Here is a 16,856-nt window from a genome sequence, read left to right on the forward strand (position 1 = left end):
GGCGTTCACCCGAGCATCCGCTGGGCGAAGGTGCTCTGACGTGCCGCGATCCTGGCGGTGAAGTCCTCGGGCGTGATCTTGTTGTGCTCGAAGTAGGGCAGTCGTTCGGCGACCTGGTCGATCGTCACGATCTCGGCGGTCGGTCCGTCGGCCTCGGTCAGGGCGCGCGAGAGCCGCTGCCACCGGAACTGGAGATACCCACGCGAATGCCCCACGGTCTCCAGCCAATTGGTGACGCCGGGGTCGCGCTCACTGACGACGAGACGGATCTTGCCGTCGGGGTCCACCTGCGACTGGGCCGAGGTCAGCGAGGTCTGGTGATTGACGTAATCCAGCGACAGATACCACATGCTGCCCAGCTGGAAGCCTTGATAGGGGGCCTCGGAGCAGGGAACGGTGATGATCATCGCCTCGTCGTCGGCGAGGTCGTAGTGCCCGACCGAGGAGTACTGCGTCGCCAGACCGCCCGGGGTGAGTCGGGGCTCGATGAGGGTGTTCACCGGAAGATTCAGGTAGAACCATTCGGGGAATTGCAGCCAGGTACGGATGCGGGTGAGCAGGGCGGCGCCCGCGTCGGTGAAGCGTCGCTGGACCGTCGGCGTGGTCAGCGGCGGAATCGGCAGGCCCGCGGTGTCGGTGCGGGCAATGGTGATGGTGCCGCGCTCTGCGGTCCAGTCGCTGTAGACCTCGCGCACCAGCAGTTCGCTGGAACCGGGTGCGAGCGTGATGTAGTTGCGGCGCCCGGCCGCCTCGTGTGGGCCGAACCGCAGCTCGAAGCTGCCGTCCGGGGCGATGTCGATCTCGCGATCGTCGAATGCGGCGACGCTGGCGGGCACATTCGTGTCGGTGTACTGGCCTGCCAGCACCTGAAAGCTGAGATCGGCTGTGGTACCACGTTTTCCGGTGACCACATACTCGGCGTTGTCGCTGATCGACGCGTTGAAGTACAGGGTGTCGGGGTTATCGAGGCCCTGCTTGATGAACGGTCCCGCGCCCGAGATGAACAGCGGTGCGGCCAGCTCCGGAGCCCAGGCTGCGTGCAAGGTCGCGATGATGCTGCCCGCCAGGTATTGGTAGCCCTCGAGGAGATCCTGCTCTGTCCGGACGTGTGGTGCGCTCTTGATCAATTCTTCGGCTGCGGCCAGATCGGCGGCAAAGGAAGCGGTCAGCATGGTGTGGGATCCCTCCAATTCAGCTGTGTTCGAAATATGGAACGCAGCGGTAGATTCTGGTGGTGACGGCGAGAGTAGGCAGTGCTGCGAGCGCATCGAGCGAGTTGTCCCGCTCGGTGGGAACTCTGTGGCGGGCATGTCGACGCGGCGACCGGATGCCCCCGCGTGTCGACACTGGTGCGGTGGTGTCCCAGATCAGCCTGGGCGGCAAGGTATTTGCCGGTTGTGGCGGCGTCGGTGTCGGGTCTGTCGCCTCTGTCCAGTCCTGCCCGTCGCAGTGGGTGGCCTTGCCGACAATTGCCCGAGTGTTCGATATATGGAACACCCCGGTAGTTCTGTTACGTTCGGCGTCGGTAGATGAGGACGAGAGGAGCGGACATGGGTAACGGCTCTCCGGCGGTCGACGCCGCAACGTTGGATCGGACATCGCCGCCCACCGCCCGGGTGGTACGCCTGCTGAACTTCCTCGTCGCCCACCAGGGCGAACGCTTCGGTCTGGCCGAGCTGTCCCGACGGTGCGAGGTCAGTAAACCGACGGGGCTCGGCATCCTCACCGAACTGGTCGCGGCGGGCTATGTGACCCGCGATCCCAGGGGCAAGACCTACGGTTTGGGTCCAGCGTTGATCGCGGCCGGACGTGCCGCGCAGCGGGACATGGTGGCGTCGCCGACGGTGCGCTTGGAGCTCGAAGGGTTGAGCGAGCGTTTCGATGCCATCTGCACGGCGTCGGGGGTGGTGGGGGACAAGATCGTGGTGCTCGAGATCGTGGCTCCGCCAGGCACGACGGCTCCGGCGAAGGTGGGTCAGACCTACCCCTATGCGCCGCCGGTGGGCCTGATGTATCTGCTGTGGGAGCCCGACAGCGAGCTGGATCGCTGGATGGAGCGTGAGCCGGTGCTGCCGGTCGAACTCGACCGCGACCAATTGCTCGAGGCTGCGGCCGATTGCCGGGCGAGCGGCTATCTGGTGGAGGGCACTTCGAGGGAGATGATGCGCCTGCACACGTTGATGGCAGGTGCGGTGGGGCACGACCTGCCCGCCGATGTGCGCTACCTGCTCGGCGAGATGGTGGCGAATCTGGGGCGGCGCATGTACTTCGGGCGGACGCTGAACGATTCCGCAGGCCCGCATCGGGTGAGCCTGATCGGCGCGCCGGTCTACGACGTGGACGGACGCCAGTCGATGGTGCTCAACATCTATATCGATCGGGTGATCGAGAATGCCGAGCTCACCGAACTCACCTCCGCGCTCAAGGCGGCGGGTGATCGGCTCACCGCGGAGGCCGGTGGGTACGACCCCTTTGTCTCACTGAGAGGGACATGAACGTTGACCCTGCGCTGACCTAGCTCCTACAGTCCCCTCACTCCCCACTTGGAACGCCGCATTCCATATATGGAACACGTAGCCGGTGGGTTGATCACGAGGAGGCGTCAGTGCAATCCCACACCCTGCCGGCCTACGAGCAATCTCATCTACGCACGCTCGAATCCGAGGCCGTTCACATCTTCCGCGAGGTCGCCGCGACCTTCGAGCATCCGGTGCTGCTCTTCTCCGGCGGCAAGGACTCGGTCGTCATGCTGCATCTGGCGATGAAGGCCTTCTGGCCGTCGCCCTTGCCGTTTCCGGTGATGCACGTCGATACCGGCCACAACTTCGATGAGGTGATCGAGTTCCGGGATCGGATGGTCGCCGACTACGGTCTGCGCCTGGTGGTGGCCAGCGTGCAGGACGATATCGACGCAGGCCGTGTCGTCGAGGAGACCGGCCCGCGCGCCAGCCGCAACCGCCTGCAGACCACGGCGCTGCTGCGCGGAATCACCGAGGGCGGCTTCGACGCGGCGTTCGGTGGCGCGCGTCGCGATGAAGAGAAGGCGCGTGCCAAGGAGCGTATCTTCAGCTTCCGCGACGAATTCGGTCAATGGGACCCGAAGAATCAGCGCCCCGAGCTGTGGAATCTCTACAACGGCCGGCACCGGCGAGGAGAACACATTCGGGTCTTCCCGCTGTCGAACTGGACCGAGCTCGATATCTGGCAGTACATCGCCGACGACAACATCGACCTGCCTTCGATCTACTACGCGCACCGGCGCCAGGTCATCCCGCGTGACGGAATGCTACTGGCGCACAACAGGTTCCTCACTCTTCTGCCCGGCGAGGAGCCCCATGAAGAAATCGTGCGCTTCCGCACGGTCGGTGATGCGACCTGCACCGGCTGCGTCGAGTCGGCCGCGGCGACGGTCGACGAGGTGATCGCCGAGGTCGCCGCCACCAGGATCACCGAGCGCGGTGCCACTCGCGCCGACGACCGAATCTCCGAGGCCGGGATGGAAGACCGCAAGAAGGAAGGCTACTTCTGATGACTCAGCTACTCCGGCTCGCGACCGCGGGCAGCGTCGACGACGGGAAATCCACGCTCATCGGTCGCCTGCTGTACGACTCGAAGGCGATCTTCGAAGACCAGCTGGCCTCGGTGGAGCGCACCAGTGCCGATCGCGGTGACGAACACGCGAACCTCGCACTGCTGACCGACGGACTGCGCGCAGAACGGGAACAGGGCATCACCATCGACGTGGCCCACCGCTATTTCGCCACGCCCAAGCGGAAATTCATCATCGCCGACACTCCGGGGCACGCCCAGTACACCCGCAACATGGTGACGGGATCGTCGACGGCGGACGTCGCGTTGATCCTCGTCGACGCACGTAAGGGCATCCTCGAGCAGACGCGTCGGCACGCTTTCATCGCGAGCCTGCTCGGCATCCCGCACCTGGTGGTGTGCGTGAACAAGATGGATCTGGTCGACTGGTCCAAGGAGAGGTTCGACGAGATCCGTGAGGAGTTCCGGCAGTTCGCGATGAAGCTGAACGTCGCGGACCTGACCTTCATTCCGGTCTCAGCGCTGCTGGGCGACAATATCGTCGAGCGGACCGGCTCGATGACCTGGTACGAGGGCACCTCGTTGCTGCACCATCTCGAACAGTTACACGTGGCCTCGGACCAGAATCTCATCGACGCCCGGTTTCCCGTGCAGTACGTGATCCGCCCACAACGTCAACGCGACGATGCGCTGCACGACCACCGCAGCTATGCGGGGACCGTCGCCAGTGGCGTCTTCAAGGCAGGCGATGACGTTGTTGTCCTGCCGTCGGGGTTCGCGACCACCGTGAAGTCGATCTGGGGACCGGGCGGCCGACCGGTGGAAGAGGCGTTCGCTACCTGCTCGGTGTCCGTCGAACTGTCCGACGACATCGATATCAGCCGTGGTGACCTGCTGTGCCGCCCCGGTAACCGGCCATACGTCGGACACGAGCTCGACGCAATGGTGTGCTGGTTCACCGATCGCACCCGGCTCGCCGAGGGCGCGCGGTACATCATCCGGCAATCCACCCGCGAGTCCAAGACGGTCGTCGCCGCCCTCGACTACCGGCTCGACGTGAACACCCTGCATCGCGACGAGGCCGCTGATGCCCTGGGGCTGAACGAGATCGGGCGCGTCCAGCTCCGCACTCAGCAGCCACTGATGTTCGATCCATACCGCCGCAACCGCGCCACCGGAAGTTTCATCCTGATCGACGAGGCCACCAACAATACGGTCGCCGCGGGCATGATCACCGGGCCGACGCAGAAGGTGTCGAATGTGGTCTGGCACGAATCCTCGGTCCGTGCGCAGGACCGTGGCACCCGCGGGCAGACCGTCTGGCTGACCGGTCTGTCCGGGTCGGGAAAGTCAACGGTCGCCGCGGAAGTCGAGAAGCGGCTGGTCGCGGCCGGCGTCTCGGCCTACCTGCTGGACGGGGACAACCTGCGCCACGGGCTGAACGCGGATCTCGGCTTCTCGGCCGCCGATCGCGCCGAGAACGTGCGACGAGTCGGTGAGGTCGCGCGCCTGATCGCCGACGCGGGCCTCGTCGCGGTGGTCTCCCTGATCAGCCCCTCGCGGGCCGAGCGGGACCGGGTGCGGGAACTGCATCGGGTGGCCGGTCTGCCGTTCACCGAGGTGTTCGTCGATACGCCGTTGGACGAGTGCGAACGCCGCGATCCCAAGCAGCTGTATGCGAAGGCGCGCGCCGGCGAGATCACCGGCTTCACCGGCATCGATGCACCATACGAGCCGCCAATCGACCCAGAACTGGTGCTGCGGCCGGAACATGGAACCGCTTCGGTCCAGGCCACGACCATCCTCGATCTGCTGAACGGGTGATCGGATGATCTCGGATAGCGAACTCGCCGCGGACCTGGCGGAATCTGCCGGGCAGCTGCTGCTGGATCTGCGCGCACTCGGGTTGGAGGAGGCCGGCGCGGCAAAGGAGCTCGGGCGCCGCGGCGACGCCGAGGCCAATTCCTTGCTGCTGGAGCGACTCACCGCAGCTCGGCCGGGTGATGCCGTGTTGTCGGAGGAGTCGGCCGACAGTGCGGACCGTCTGGACGCCGAGCGGGTCTGGATCATCGATCCGCTGGACGGGACACGGGAGTTCGCCCTCGGCGGGCGCAGTGACTGGGCGGTGCACGTGGCGCTGTGGCAGGCCGGCCATGGCATTACGGCAGCGGCGGTGGCACAGCCTGCGCTCGGTGCGGTCTACGTGACCGGGCGCACGACCGCCGCGCCGTCGGTGGCGCGGTCGCGGCCGCGCATCCTGGTCAGTGAGTCACGCCCACCGGAGTTCACCGATGCCCTGGTTCGCACGTGGCCGGCCGAGGTGATCGGGATGGGGTCGGCAGGAGCCAAGGCAATGGCGGTGCTACGTGGCGAGGCCGATGCCTATGTCCATGCGGGCGGGCAATGGGAATGGGACTCCGCCGCCCCGGTAGGAGTGGCGCATTCGGCGGGCCTACACGCCTGCCGTGTCGATGGATCACCGCTGACCTACAACGCGCCGCATCCCTATCTACCCGACCTGCTGATCTGCCGCCCGGAACTGGCCGAACCGCTGCTCGCCCGGATTGCCGCCGTCTCCGATACCTCGAGTGGAGCCTCTTGATGACATCGACCGACAGCCCGCGCGTCGCCGTGGCACGGGCCTACCTGGAATCGTTGATCAGCCACGAACCCAGCGCGGTACGGCTCACTGCCGACGCGATGCGGTTCGAGAACGGCGAGCGGCTCGGATCCTCCGGGCCCGAGATTCTCGAATCGCTGGCGACCGGCGAACAGTACAAGCCGCTACGTGAGATCAGGGACCTGCGCTGGCGCGAGTGGGATTCGAATGTTGTGGCCCGCTACCTGCTCGACCTCGAGACCCCGGAGGCAGTCATCGCGACGATCCGGATCACCGAGCACTTCCTGATCCCCGACGACGCCATTGCGGCCATCACCGTGGTCTTCGAGCCGTTCGACGGCTCGGGAGACTGACCACGCGCTATGAATTGAACTGAGCAACTCACTATTTCGGAGGAATCACATGGTATCGAGCCGTCGATTCGAGGATCGAGTCGTCGTCATCACCGGCGCCGCGCGTGGGCAGGGCCGCGCCGAAGCCATCCGCTTTGCCGAAGAAGGCGCCGACATCATCGCCATCGACGCCTGCACACAATTCGAGTCGACGCCCTACGCCGGTGCGACAGCGGCCGATCTGGAGGAGACGGTCCGTTCGGTCGAGAAGACCGGCAGGCGCGTCGTCGCCCGCACCGCGGATGTGCGCGATTTCGCCGCGCTGTCGCAGGCCGTGTCCGAGGGCATCGAGCAGTTCGGCCGGCTCGATGTCGTTGTCGCGAATGCCGGGATCTGCTCGGTCGGGCTCTCTTGGGAGATCACCGCCGAACAGTGGCGCGAGACCGTCGATGTGAATCTGACCGGCGTCTTCCATACGGCGAAAGCCACGGTGCCGTACCTGATCGAGCAGGGCACAGGGGGAGCGATCGTGTTCACCAGCTCGGTGGCCGGGCTCAAAGGCGTACCGTTCACCGGTCATTACGTCGCCACCAAACACGGCATCACCGGTCTGGCCAAGACGATGGCGAATGAGCTTGGTGCGCATCGGATCCGGGTGAACACCGTGCACCCGGCAGGCGTGGAGACGGGCATGGATATGCGCGCCATGGGGCCACTGCTGGACCAGTACGCCGCCACCCTGTCCCCGATGTACATGAACACCTTGCCCGACACCATCAGCCAACCCGAGGACATCGCCGCCACCGTCGCCTGGATCTGCTCCGACGACGCACGCCACGTCACCGGAACGCAGATCCCGGTCGATATGGGAAACCTCAACCGCTGAAACGACATCACCGACGATGTCGGCGACCGGACCCGCCACCTCCATCGGGTCATCGGCACGTGACGTGGCTCGCGCAGGGCGCCGGCGATCCCGGCGCCCGGTCGATATCGGTGGCGGGCCGAATGTCGCCGGATGCTCCCCTGCGTCAGCGCTTCTGATCGTCCTCCGGTCGTCCGAGCACGATATCGACGGTCCGGGCCAGGACTTCCGCGTGATCTGCACCGTCGGCTCGATCGACGGCCAAGAACGACGCGCCGATGCGCATGCAGAAGGCGAGCAGGCTGCGGGCTTCGACTTCGACGGGGTCGGGGTAGTAGGTGCCGATCATCTCGCGCAGCAACTGCATCCGCTGGTTGTCCACTCGACGCAGGCGCTCTGCGACGGCTCGGTCGCGCCTCGCCCAGTCGCGAATTGCGAGGTCGATCGGCAGCAGTTCGGGGGAGAGGGTGAGTGCGCCCGCCAGTTGAATCTTTTCCCTGGCGTCGCCGCCATCGCGACGGACGCGCTCGAGCACCTCGTCGACGCTGCGTCGTTCCCAGGTTTCCAGCATCGCCTCCAGCAGCGCGTTCCGGTCGGAGAAGTATCCGTAGAACCCGCCCTTCGTGACACCGAGCGCTTTCGCGAGCACTTCGATACGGACTGCGTCCGGGCCTCCATGGGCCAGCGTGCGTAGCCCCTCCTCGACCCATCGGTTGCTCGGTGTCCGCGCAACACCCATGTATGTGTCTCCAATCACAGGCAACGTGCTATACGCAAGCGTATATCAGGGCTACTCTTTTCTATACGCCACCGTACATCAGGCGGGTGAGTGTGGGAAGGCGGCGGTGTGTCGAAACGCGCCCTCCCTGTGTCCTTGCATTGTGTGGAATGCGTCAACGGATGGAGAGTTGTCGATGAAACTACCCGCTGCCGAGCACACCTCTCGGTCCTGGCGCATCCATGACATCGCGCCGGGCTTCCAAGTCGAAGACGTCTGGGCGCTGGCGACGCCGGGCGGTCCCGATGACTTCCCGCGGCTCGTGCGTACATTTCTGTCCGATGACCCTGCTGGAGACCCGTTGCTCTTCCGTATGCTCTTCGCGGTCCGATGGAGAATTGGAAAGATCTTCGGATTTGATGATCCCGGATCCGGTATTTCTGCACTCGCCCCGACATTGCGCGACAGGCTGCCGTCGGATTTGCGTGACTTACCGCCTGGCCCGGAGTTCCCTACGGTGCCGTTCACGTCGCTCTATCTCACAGAGAACGAGTGGGCGGCCGAGGTGGCAAACCGAACCGTGCACGCCGTAATGCATATGGGGTGGGTGCCCGAGGAAGGCGATCGCTACCGAGGTCAAATGACTGTACTAGTCAAACCTAATGGCCTACTCGGGAAATCCTATATGGCTGCGATCGCACCTTTTCGGAGTTTCGTGATCTTTCCGTCCATGCTGCGTGGGACCGAGCGAAGGTGGCAGACATGCGCCGAGTAGGACGATCGGCGTGCCCCTCCGAGTCGCGGTGCCTGCGCATCAACTCGCGGGTGTTGGGCGGCAAGACCAAGGTCATCGTCGCTACTACCGCGGCGGTACTTGCGGTTTCGGCTATTGCCTCGGCGGGTCGGTCTCGTATCGACCGCACGGTGGGCGCCTACTACCGGGATGGCATGGACGCGGTTCGCCGTGCCGGATTCGTCGAGAAACAGATCGATATCGGCGGCCACCGCACGAATTATGCGGAGGGCCCCGATAATGGTAGGCCGCTGCTGCTGATCCATGGGCAAGGTTCGCAATGGCAGGACTATATGCGGGTCCTGCCCGAGATCTCCCGGCGGCATCACGTCTATGCCATCGATGTCTACGGCCATGGCGGATCAGCGCGGTTGCCGGCAGCTGAGTACACGAACGTCCGCATCGGTGAACTGGTGGCGCAATTCCTGGAGAGGGTAGTCGGTGAGCCGGGCATCGTGTCCGGACACTCCTCGGGTGGGCTGATTGCCACATGGATCGCGGCATACCGACCGGATCTCGTCCACGGTGTTGTTCTGGAGGACCCGCCGTTCTTCTCATCGGTCATGCCCCGTGCGGCGAAAACAACTGGCGGCGACACTGCGCTCGTCACGCACAACTTCCTTGCCCAGGCGCAGGAAGTCGGTTTCCCGCGGTACTTCATCGAGAACAGCAGGATTCTCTCGTTTCTAGGTCCGCTGGCGCGCCCGATCATTGCCTACGCGAAACGTTACATCGATACGCATCCGGGTCGGCCGCTGGAGATCTTCTTCATGCCGCCCGAACTGAACATCTTCCTGCGGGGGATTGCCAGCTACGACCCGGTGTTCGGCGCGGCCTGGTACGACAATGCGTGGTATGAGGGATTCGATACCCGGGCTGCTCTATCGGCGATCACCGCCCCGACGGTACTGATCCACGCCAACTTTTGGTACAGGCGGTTCGGCACGTACTACAGCAAAAGAGGTGTGTTGATGGCTGCCATGGACGACAGCGACGTTGCCGAGGCGACATCACTGCTGGGCGCCGACACCCAGGTTGTCGAAGTCGAATCCGGCCACATGGTCCACTTCGAGAAGCCGGAACTGTTCACCCGAACTGTCCTCGAGCTCGCCTCGAGAATCGACTAGGTGACATGGAGAGGCCGCGATCGCGAAACACCCTGCCGAAATCGGCCACAACTCTGCCCACCTACATCGTCCGTGGCGATACCGATCGTCTGGTGAATACCGCGTGGTCCACCGCCGCGGTCGCCGAAATGTGCACCCTCGGGACGCCAGTCCATGATGTGATCGTCCCGGGCGGACACGACGCGCCGAACGCGGTGTCTGTTGAGTGGCTACGGTGGGTCGGCGATGTGTTCGCCGGGGCCCCTTCGACTCGACCTGCCCTCAGTGACTTGGGCAGTGGCGGAGTCATCGGCAGAGATACGAGATCGGTGTTCAACGAAGTCCGGTAGCGTCTTTGCGGGCGCACCCGGCGCGGATCGACATCTGTGAGACCCCTTCTGGACGAACCGACATGACACACGACCTCGATATCGACGCGGCACTGGCTGGCCTCGACAGCAGGCGCGAGAGCATGGTTCCATTCGCTGGCATCTGGTGCCCCGCACCGTATCCCCGCACGCAATTGGCGGATGGCCGCGGCTGCACTGTCCTCGCTGACGACGACGGGCTACAGACCCTGGTTGTTGCCGACGACGGCGAAGTCCTGATCATGACCGACGACGGCGCCGAGCTGGTCAACACCACCATCGAGTGCTTCGCCCGCTGCGCCCGTGCCTACACCGACGCCCGCACACAAGCCCGCCAGATCGACGAGGACGACGACGAGACCATGGAAGCGCACGGAGAACACACCCTCGCCACGATTCGAAGCATCGACGCTGCTGCTGTGGTCGGAGAGAACCAGTTCTGGTCCGTCGCCGCTGAGGAGCTGGGCTACGGCCTCACCATCTGAGAATGCGGATCACCACGTCGCGATGGCGGCGATCGGAAGCCGCTGCCCTGGACCGCGGAGATCCTGTCAATCGTCGCGCAGCCCATCTCCGTTGAGGTCCGACGGGTCGTGATCCAAACCGCTGTGGCCGCGTGGCCTGTCTCTGTCAGTCGAGTCATCGTCTGGCGGGTCAGGGACATAGTCCCATTCCGGGATGTCGGAGTTCGGGACCGCAGCTCCCGCCGCACCGCCGATCAGGAACCCTGCGGCACCACCGACACCGAACCCGATCAGTGCGGTGATCGGGAAGAGGACAACGGTCAGCATCCCGAGCACCAGGCCGATAACTCCACCGGCAAGGGCGCCGATGACCATGCCGACGCCTTGGCCTGCTTCGATGCCGCGTTGCCGGGGGGAGATCTGCCGCCAGTGCCCGATGGGCTCAGCGGTGAGCGTGGTCCCCGAGGCGTCGACGCTGGTAGCGAGTGACACCTCGCCGCTGGTTGTGGAAAGGCGCATCGGGAAACTGGCGATGACGGCCCCGGTGCTGTCGACGATGTTCACGCTGTTACTGGCACGCTGGAACGAACCACCGGTCACCGTTGCGGTAACGACCGCGCCGTCGCGGCTGACACGATATCCGACACCGTGATCGGTACCTTCGACACAGCTCGGCACAGTCGGCGAGGGCTGCTCGGCATGGACTGCACCGGAGGCGGCCACGGTCGATGTGATGGCGATCAGCGACGCCGCGGCGTGCCTTCGAATTTTCATGTTGTCCTTGGATTGTGGGGTAGCTATGCGAACCTGCGTGCGACGGTTGAGGACACTGCCTGCCGCAATCTCCACAAGATCGCCGCACGAGATGATCGAAGCTACAAGCCGCTCCGCCGGTCAAAGGGTTTCGTCACATCGAAGGAACGTGACGAAACCCTTGACTGTCCGAGTAACAGACGCGCGCTACGGAGTGGGCGAAAAGTGCTGAATGCCACTGTCTCTCGGACCTTCCCCGGTAACTGTTGGCGCGTCGTCCTCTGCTCTTCCCACTGGAACTCGTCGGAATGCGCCGCTGGGGGAGTTACGACGGGTTCAACTCTCGGTCCAGCGCTACCCGCCGAGTATCCATTCGCGCTGCCACAATGATCAGCACGCCGGCAACGACGCCTGCGAAGAATGGCGAGGGGACCAGAAGGACGCCTCCCAACAGGCACCACGCCGCTACACCCCAGCCGAACCAAGCGGGCACCGCGACCCCGCGGCCGGTGAGATACCAAGTCATGCAGCCCAACAGGATCAAAGGCACGGCAAAACTTCCCGGCCCGGCCCAGAAGGTGACGTCATTCTGCAGGGTCGGCACGGTCTGCACCTCGTCCCCAAGCTCGAGCGGGACAGCCGCCCACATCCCCTGGTTCACCCATTCGGTGATCCCTGCCCAATCGGTCAGCGCGAGAAGTATCAGGTGCCCTGTCGCCACGAAGATCATGATGCCGCTCGCCCAACGGAGTAGCGTTCGTCCAGTGTTCATTGTTTCCTCCTGATGCGCGCTGACACGCGACATGATCGCGGTTGATTCCGGTTCTGGCGCAATGTCTGGCCAGCGCTTGTTGAGATGATGAAGTATCGAAAATGACATGATCGATGGCCATGTCGCTCCGAGTGGACGCGTCCGTTCAGCGTGAGGGACCGACTTTCGCAGTGCATGTCTGCCCTGGTTCCCCTCCAGTTCAGGTGTTCGGCGGTGTCTGGGGCTGCATCGTTGGCGTGCCTGAAGATTTCGCAGGCTTCGCGGTTTGACGCATCGGTCACCTCTCATTTGTACGGCACCGTATAACTCGAATATACGGTAGCGTATAAGTCGTAGGTCATCAATGCGAGCGGCCCGATCCGCAGTGTGGCCTGCCTGACAAGCTGTTGCCGATCGGTTGACGTCCCGACGTCGACTATTTCCGATCCGGCCGGCTCGGGACGCGTCGGCAGGATCATCTCGGCGGCCGTGCCATTCTGCAATGGTGAGCCGGCGGCCGGGTTTGCCACCAGCCGTTCTTGTCCGATTCAGTTCCCCGCCTCCGCTAGGCGTCGTCCAGGGTGGGACTTGTGGCCCGGTGATATGTGCGAAAGCCTGCGGGGCGATATGGGCAATCGCACCTACCTCTGTCCATGGGACGGCCGGCCAGGCCCATCCAGGTCAGGCACCGAAGAGGTCTCCCTTTTCCCGCAGGATGCTTCCAATCTCGGCACGAATCATATTTTTCTGGAGGATGATGTCAGCCTCACGCTGAACGATGCGCAATCATCAGCCCTCCTAGTGAATCCGCCCGCTGGCTCGTCGGTGAAGGTGCTTCGCGGCTGGCGTGCGACTTCTCGCCTCATCTATCGATGCGGCACTGCGGATTCGGTGTAAGGTCTTGTTTGTACGGTGCCGTATATCGGCTCTGGAGGTCGCGACGAGGCGGTCGAGCGCAAGTTGGAAGAGTCGTCGACACCCTTGCGTATGTCGCATATGGAGCGTCACGCGGCGCGGATCTTGGTGGAGGCGATGTGCCGAGCATCTCCGGTGATGTTGCAGCCCTGCGCAAGTGCGATCTGAGGAGTCGAGTGTGAGGGACGAACCGACGCGGGCCGCATCGCGATATCCGGCGGGGTCCGCGGCGCAGAGCTGTTGTCCGGCCGGGGCCGCGATTGCCGAACTGGTGCCGGGCGAAGGTGCCGACATCAGCGAGCCCACCGTCGGCGCAGGCTCCTGGGTCCAGCTCGTTCTCCTGTCGTTCTCGACCTTTGTGTATGTCACATTCGAGCTGAGAACCACCAGCAGCGTCAACACGCAGATCACACCGACGTACACCCATCGCGGACCGCTCCCGATCGATTGCCCGGGCGGCGAAGACTCGACCGAACACGACAGACGGTCACGACCGGCCGGCATCGTCCACCACAACCCGACCGCCACTACCGCCGTGAGGCAGGCGATAGTCGCCGCAGTGCGCATTTCGCCAGCTACACATATTTCGGTCCGATTGTCGTCGAGGCGCTGGGCGGCGATGCCCCGATTGCGTTCTACCTGCTCTTGTTCGGCGCTTCCGGGCTTGCGGGCGTCGTGCTCGTCGGTCGCTTCAACGATCGATGGCCACAACGATCGACAGAGGTGACTGTCGGGATACTCGCGCTGTCTGCGCTGGGAGTCATGATCACGCTGGCGCACGCTCCTCGCGTTGTCGAGTACGGCTTGCTCGCCGTAACAGTGGTGGCATGGGGCGCTGCGACAGCAGCGGTTGCGCCGGTATTTCAGTCGGCCATCATCCGAGTGGCAGGAGCGGAACGGGAACGGGCCTCGGCGTTCTATGTGACCTGTTTCCAGATCGGTATCGCCTCCGGTGCTGCGATCGGAGCAGTTCTGCTCGGAGTTTCCATCATGTGGTTGCCAGTGGGCACATTACTGTGTGCAGTGGCCACCCTTGTCGGCGTCGTCTGCTCGAAGGCGGCGTTCGGCTGACGGTGAGTGCCGTCGCGCAGGAACATCAGGATGCCGGCCGTCATACCTGCTTCATCGGCAAGACTGTCCCGATCGTGGCGACAGCCGGCATGCCGTCGCTCGCAGCCGCTTTCACACGATGGTCGACAATAGCGGCGCCGGCACCGACTCCGCGGAATTGCGGCGGCGTCACGATCATCTGTAGGTATCGGTGCGGGAATCGCGGTGGATGGTGCGCCGCGACCGCCGCGGTCATCGCGGCGAGGCAGCGGAACGGATGCAGCGCAATGGCATCGAGCGGTGCGCTTGCCTCCGTATCCACGTTGTGACCGCGATGTACCGCGCCTCACCCTTCGTCATCTATACGAAGCCGTATAGATCTGTTAGTCTGCTGATATACGCTACCGTATATCAGATGGAAGTAGGTAGATGACGGTGGGTTTCACATGCTTTCACCCGCGTGTGGCAGCGGTTGGACGAACGCATACGGCGCCACTTCGTCACGTGATCGCCTGGTAGGAGGCCGACATGGGTAAGCAACTTCGAAATGCTGCGCATACATCGCGCGCGTGGCGAATCCATGAGATCGCCGTCGGGTTCCGGCTCGAAAACGCCTGGGCAATCCAGATACCCGGCGCAGGCCCCAACGACTTCGGACCGGTGCTCGACACTCTGTTCCCTCTGGAGAGAACGGACGATCCCTTCGCCAGTGCGCCCGCTCCGCTGCGAATTCTTCTCGCCATCCGTCAGTATCTCGGTCGGTTGTTTCGGTGGGACCCGTCAGAGCCGAGTGATGGTGCTCGGGGGTTGCTCCGCGATCATCTGCCGAGCGATCTCCGCGACACTGCGACCAACCGGAGCTTCGCGATGATGACCTCGGTGTATGAACTCGATGACGAATGCGCGTTCGAATTCATCAATAACACCGTCCACGGTGTCATGCACATGGGCTGGGTACCCACGGCGGCCGGCGGGTACGAACTCCACATGGCGGAGATAACAAAGCCCAAAGGTCGACTCGGACGCCTGTATATGACCGCGATCGCGCCATTTCGCCGCACTCTCGCTGTCCCTGCGCTGCTCCGACAGTGGGAGCGACGCTTCGACGCGCCGCAGCCGACCCGTCGGTGACGTCGATCTTTCGCGGCACCGGCCTTCCCACCGCATCGAACTCAGCCTCGACGTACACGGCCGGCGCACGGACGTAGAAGCCGCCGGCGATCCCGGCATCGATCGCGTCGCGATCAGATCTCGCCCGCGGCATGCAGCGTGTTGTACATCTCGACGGCGCTGGCGACCCCCACCGGGATCCCGAGTGCCGCGCCGCCCACCACTGCGCCGATACCGGCTCCGAGGCTGGCTCCGATGATGCATCCGAACGCCGCCGCCGGTGCGGCGACCGGACCCACCGGCAGACGTCGTTCACCGGTGAATCCCGCCGCCGAAGAGTGCCGGATCAGGCGACGACGGCCAGCAATGCCGTCGCCGCGTCGGCCAGCTCCGGGTCGCCGTCGATATCGACGCGGCGGCGTGCCTCGTCGATCGAGATTCCCCGGCTGCCCAATCGCCACAGCGTGTCCTGGTCCATCCGCACCGACGCGGCGGACCGCCGCACCGACTCGCTGACGAGATCCCATCCGGCGCCGTCGGACACGGCCATCCAGCAGCCCCCGGCCGGACCGGTGAGCTCGACCCGCACCGCTGTGCCCTGCGGGCGCACCACATCGCGCAAAGCGAACGGCAGGGCATGCAGGAATGTGACGAGCACCGGCCGGATCATCTCTACCTCGTCGGAACCGGGCCGGGACACCGCATCGCGGATTTGTTGTTGATGGACCCAGAATTCGGTGTACTCACGAGCGATATCGAGCCACGCCGGGCTCGTGTGTGGGCCCACCCACGATACGTCGAGATGCGCAGGGCCGGCGAGATCGGTTTCCGTCCACACCAGGTCCAGCTGTGGGCCAAGGTGGGCCAGCAGATCGATCAGCACGTGCGGGCTGCACTGTCTCATCGCGCGAACGAACTCACCGTTGATGCGTGCCAGATAGGTCGGCAGCGTGTCGTCATCTTCGAACACCGCACCACCGTATTCGTCCCGGCTGCCGGAGATGCGTCGCAGGTAGTCGTTGACGATATGCGCTGTCACATCGTGGACATCCCAGCCTGGACATACAGTCGGCTTCGACCAGTCGTCCACATCCAACGACCGCAGCAGGTCGAGTAGCGCCTGCCGCTCGAGCGGAAACAAGGGGCGAGTATCGAGTGGAATCACATCCTCAGTCAACCGTTCGATCCCCGCCGATGCCAGCGAGTTTCGACCTCTCGAGTTGCCGGGTGACCGACCTCGGGATCCGATCCTCGGCAGCTATCGAACAGTCCCAAACCATCCGTGCCGTCTGCGGCATCAACCCATTGACCAGCCAGATCCTGCCAAGAGATTGACGCAAGACATCGGTGTCGCGGGCCTACTCCGCATTCCCAGCCAATTCTTCGTACAACCCTTCCAGAGCAGCGTGGTCGTGCTCGGTGACGATGTGCGCAGCGGCGAACCAGCGTGCATACTCGGCGA

At 64.2% G+C, this 16,856-nt stretch carries 18 protein-coding genes; 11 read left to right on the plus strand and 7 right to left on the minus strand.

All coding sequences use genetic code 11. The annotated features are described in order from the left end of the window. Window positions 1-5 precede the first annotated feature (5 nt). Complete coding sequence (locus tag GV792_RS15025; protein ID WP_163824730.1) at window positions 6-1,172, minus strand: hypothetical protein; 1,167 nt, start codon at window positions 1,170-1,172, stop codon at window positions 6-8. A gap of 378 nt (window positions 1,173-1,550) precedes the next feature. Between GV792_RS15025 and GV792_RS15030 the strand changes: the two genes are divergently transcribed. From GV792_RS15030 to GV792_RS15055, 6 genes are all read left to right on the plus strand, one after another. Next, entirely contained in the window at window positions 1,551-2,495 is a 945-nt protein-coding gene (locus tag GV792_RS15030) for a helix-turn-helix domain-containing protein (protein WP_163824731.1), read from the plus strand. Window positions 2,496-2,605: 110 nt separating this feature from the next. After that, a complete protein-coding gene (gene cysD / locus GV792_RS15035; protein ID WP_163824732.1) occupies window positions 2,606-3,529 on the plus strand; it encodes a sulfate adenylyltransferase subunit CysD in 924 nt (307 codons plus the stop codon). Continuing rightward, window positions 3,529-5,373, plus strand: a complete 1,845-nt coding sequence (gene cysC / locus GV792_RS15040) for an adenylyl-sulfate kinase (RefSeq protein ID WP_163824733.1) — start codon at window positions 3,529-3,531, stop codon at window positions 5,371-5,373. The genes cysD and cysC overlap by 1 nt, the downstream gene beginning before the upstream one ends. A gap of 4 nt (window positions 5,374-5,377) precedes the next feature. Further along, on the plus strand, window positions 5,378-6,151 hold the full coding sequence (locus GV792_RS15045; RefSeq protein WP_163824734.1) for a 3'(2'),5'-bisphosphate nucleotidase CysQ: 774 nt from the start codon (window positions 5,378-5,380) through the stop codon (window positions 6,149-6,151). Continuing rightward, window positions 6,151-6,522, plus strand: a complete 372-nt coding sequence (locus tag GV792_RS30450) for a hypothetical protein (protein ID WP_163824735.1) — start codon at window positions 6,151-6,153, stop codon at window positions 6,520-6,522. The genes GV792_RS15045 and GV792_RS30450 overlap by 1 nt, the downstream gene beginning before the upstream one ends. A gap of 49 nt (window positions 6,523-6,571) precedes the next feature. Next, window positions 6,572-7,387, plus strand: a complete 816-nt coding sequence (locus GV792_RS15055; RefSeq protein ID WP_163824736.1) for a mycofactocin-coupled SDR family oxidoreductase — start codon at window positions 6,572-6,574, stop codon at window positions 7,385-7,387. A gap of 145 nt (window positions 7,388-7,532) precedes the next feature. Here the strand turns inward: GV792_RS15055 and GV792_RS15060 are convergent, their stop codons facing one another. Next, window positions 7,533-8,105: a TetR/AcrR family transcriptional regulator gene (locus GV792_RS15060; protein ID WP_163824737.1), complete on the minus strand. Its 573-nt coding sequence runs from the start codon at window positions 8,103-8,105 to the stop codon at window positions 7,533-7,535. Between the two features lie 175 nt (window positions 8,106-8,280). On the opposite strand from GV792_RS15060, the gene GV792_RS15065 reads away from it, so the two are divergent. From GV792_RS15065 to GV792_RS15075, 3 genes are all read left to right on the plus strand, one after another. Beyond that, on the plus strand, window positions 8,281-8,859 hold the full coding sequence (locus GV792_RS15065) for a DUF2867 domain-containing protein (RefSeq protein WP_163824738.1): 579 nt from the start codon (window positions 8,281-8,283) through the stop codon (window positions 8,857-8,859). A gap of 53 nt (window positions 8,860-8,912) precedes the next feature. Then, window positions 8,913-10,004: an alpha/beta fold hydrolase gene (locus GV792_RS15070; protein WP_163824739.1), complete on the plus strand. Its 1,092-nt coding sequence runs from the start codon at window positions 8,913-8,915 to the stop codon at window positions 10,002-10,004. A 391-nt stretch (window positions 10,005-10,395) separates the two neighbouring features. After that, window positions 10,396-10,836: an SUKH-4 family immunity protein gene (locus GV792_RS15075; RefSeq protein WP_218579916.1), complete on the plus strand. Its 441-nt coding sequence runs from the start codon at window positions 10,396-10,398 to the stop codon at window positions 10,834-10,836. 66 nt (window positions 10,837-10,902) lie between these two features. On the opposite strand, the gene GV792_RS15080 is transcribed toward GV792_RS15075, so the two are convergent. After that, on the minus strand, window positions 10,903-11,589 hold the full coding sequence (locus GV792_RS15080) for a hypothetical protein (RefSeq protein WP_163824740.1): 687 nt from the start codon (window positions 11,587-11,589) through the stop codon (window positions 10,903-10,905). 304 nt (window positions 11,590-11,893) lie between these two features. Further along, on the minus strand, window positions 11,894-12,448 hold the full coding sequence (locus GV792_RS15085; protein WP_218579917.1) for a DUF6463 family protein: 555 nt from the start codon (window positions 12,446-12,448) through the stop codon (window positions 11,894-11,896). A gap of 1,233 nt (window positions 12,449-13,681) precedes the next feature. On the opposite strand from GV792_RS15085, the gene GV792_RS15090 reads away from it, so the two are divergent. Then, the gene (locus GV792_RS15090; protein WP_163824741.1) at window positions 13,682-14,305 is read left to right on the plus strand and encodes an MFS transporter; all 624 of its coding nucleotides are present in this window, start codon (window positions 13,682-13,684) and stop codon (window positions 14,303-14,305) included. Window positions 14,306-14,345: 40 nt separating this feature from the next. Here GV792_RS15090 and GV792_RS15095 read toward each other — a convergent pair whose 3' ends face one another. After that, entirely contained in the window at window positions 14,346-14,606 is a 261-nt protein-coding gene (locus GV792_RS15095; protein ID WP_163824742.1) for a hypothetical protein, read from the minus strand. Between the two features lie 206 nt (window positions 14,607-14,812). Here GV792_RS15095 and GV792_RS15100 point away from each other — a divergent pair, with 206 nt between their 5' ends. Further along, entirely contained in the window at window positions 14,813-15,415 is a 603-nt protein-coding gene (locus GV792_RS15100) for a DUF2867 domain-containing protein (protein ID WP_163824743.1), read from the plus strand. Window positions 15,416-15,528: 113 nt separating this feature from the next. Here GV792_RS15100 and GV792_RS15105 read toward each other — a convergent pair whose 3' ends face one another. Then, window positions 15,529-15,693, minus strand: coding sequence for a hypothetical protein (locus GV792_RS15105; RefSeq protein ID WP_163824744.1), 165 nt, complete (start codon window positions 15,691-15,693; stop codon window positions 15,529-15,531). A gap of 47 nt (window positions 15,694-15,740) precedes the next feature. Continuing rightward, on the minus strand, window positions 15,741-16,571 hold the full coding sequence (locus GV792_RS15110; RefSeq protein ID WP_175584395.1) for a maleylpyruvate isomerase family mycothiol-dependent enzyme: 831 nt from the start codon (window positions 16,569-16,571) through the stop codon (window positions 15,741-15,743). Between the last annotated feature and the right edge of the window lie 285 nt (window positions 16,572-16,856).

It is taken from the genome of Nocardia cyriacigeorgica (genome assembly GCF_010868145.1).
GTDB lineage: Bacteria > Actinomycetota > Actinomycetes > Mycobacteriales > Mycobacteriaceae > Nocardia > Nocardia cyriacigeorgica_D.

Coding starts and splice junctions, on each gene's coding strand:
- GV792_RS15025 (WP_163824730.1), bottom strand. CDS start 1,172: ATGCTGACCGCTTCCTTTGCCGCCGATCTGGCCGCAGCCGAAGAATTG.
- GV792_RS15030 (WP_163824731.1), top strand. CDS start 1,551: ATGGGTAACGGCTCTCCGGCGGTCGACGCCGCAACGTTGGATCGGACA.
- cysC (WP_163824733.1), top strand. CDS start 3,529: ATGACTCAGCTACTCCGGCTCGCGACCGCGGGCAGCGTCGACGACGGG.
- GV792_RS15045 (WP_163824734.1), top strand. CDS start 5,378: ATGATCTCGGATAGCGAACTCGCCGCGGACCTGGCGGAATCTGCCGGG.
- GV792_RS30450 (WP_163824735.1), top strand. CDS start 6,151: ATGACATCGACCGACAGCCCGCGCGTCGCCGTGGCACGGGCCTACCTG.
- GV792_RS15055 (WP_163824736.1), top strand. CDS start 6,572: ATGGTATCGAGCCGTCGATTCGAGGATCGAGTCGTCGTCATCACCGGC.
- GV792_RS15060 (WP_163824737.1), bottom strand. CDS start 8,105: ATGGGTGTTGCGCGGACACCGAGCAACCGATGGGTCGAGGAGGGGCTA.
- GV792_RS15065 (WP_163824738.1), top strand. CDS start 8,281: ATGAAACTACCCGCTGCCGAGCACACCTCTCGGTCCTGGCGCATCCAT.
- GV792_RS15075 (WP_218579916.1), top strand. CDS start 10,396: ATGACACACGACCTCGATATCGACGCGGCACTGGCTGGCCTCGACAGC.
- GV792_RS15080 (WP_163824740.1), bottom strand. CDS start 11,589: ATGAAAATTCGAAGGCACGCCGCGGCGTCGCTGATCGCCATCACATCG.
- GV792_RS15085 (WP_218579917.1), bottom strand. CDS start 12,448: ATGTCATTTTCGATACTTCATCATCTCAACAAGCGCTGGCCAGACATT.
- GV792_RS15100 (WP_163824743.1), top strand. CDS start 14,813: ATGGGTAAGCAACTTCGAAATGCTGCGCATACATCGCGCGCGTGGCGA.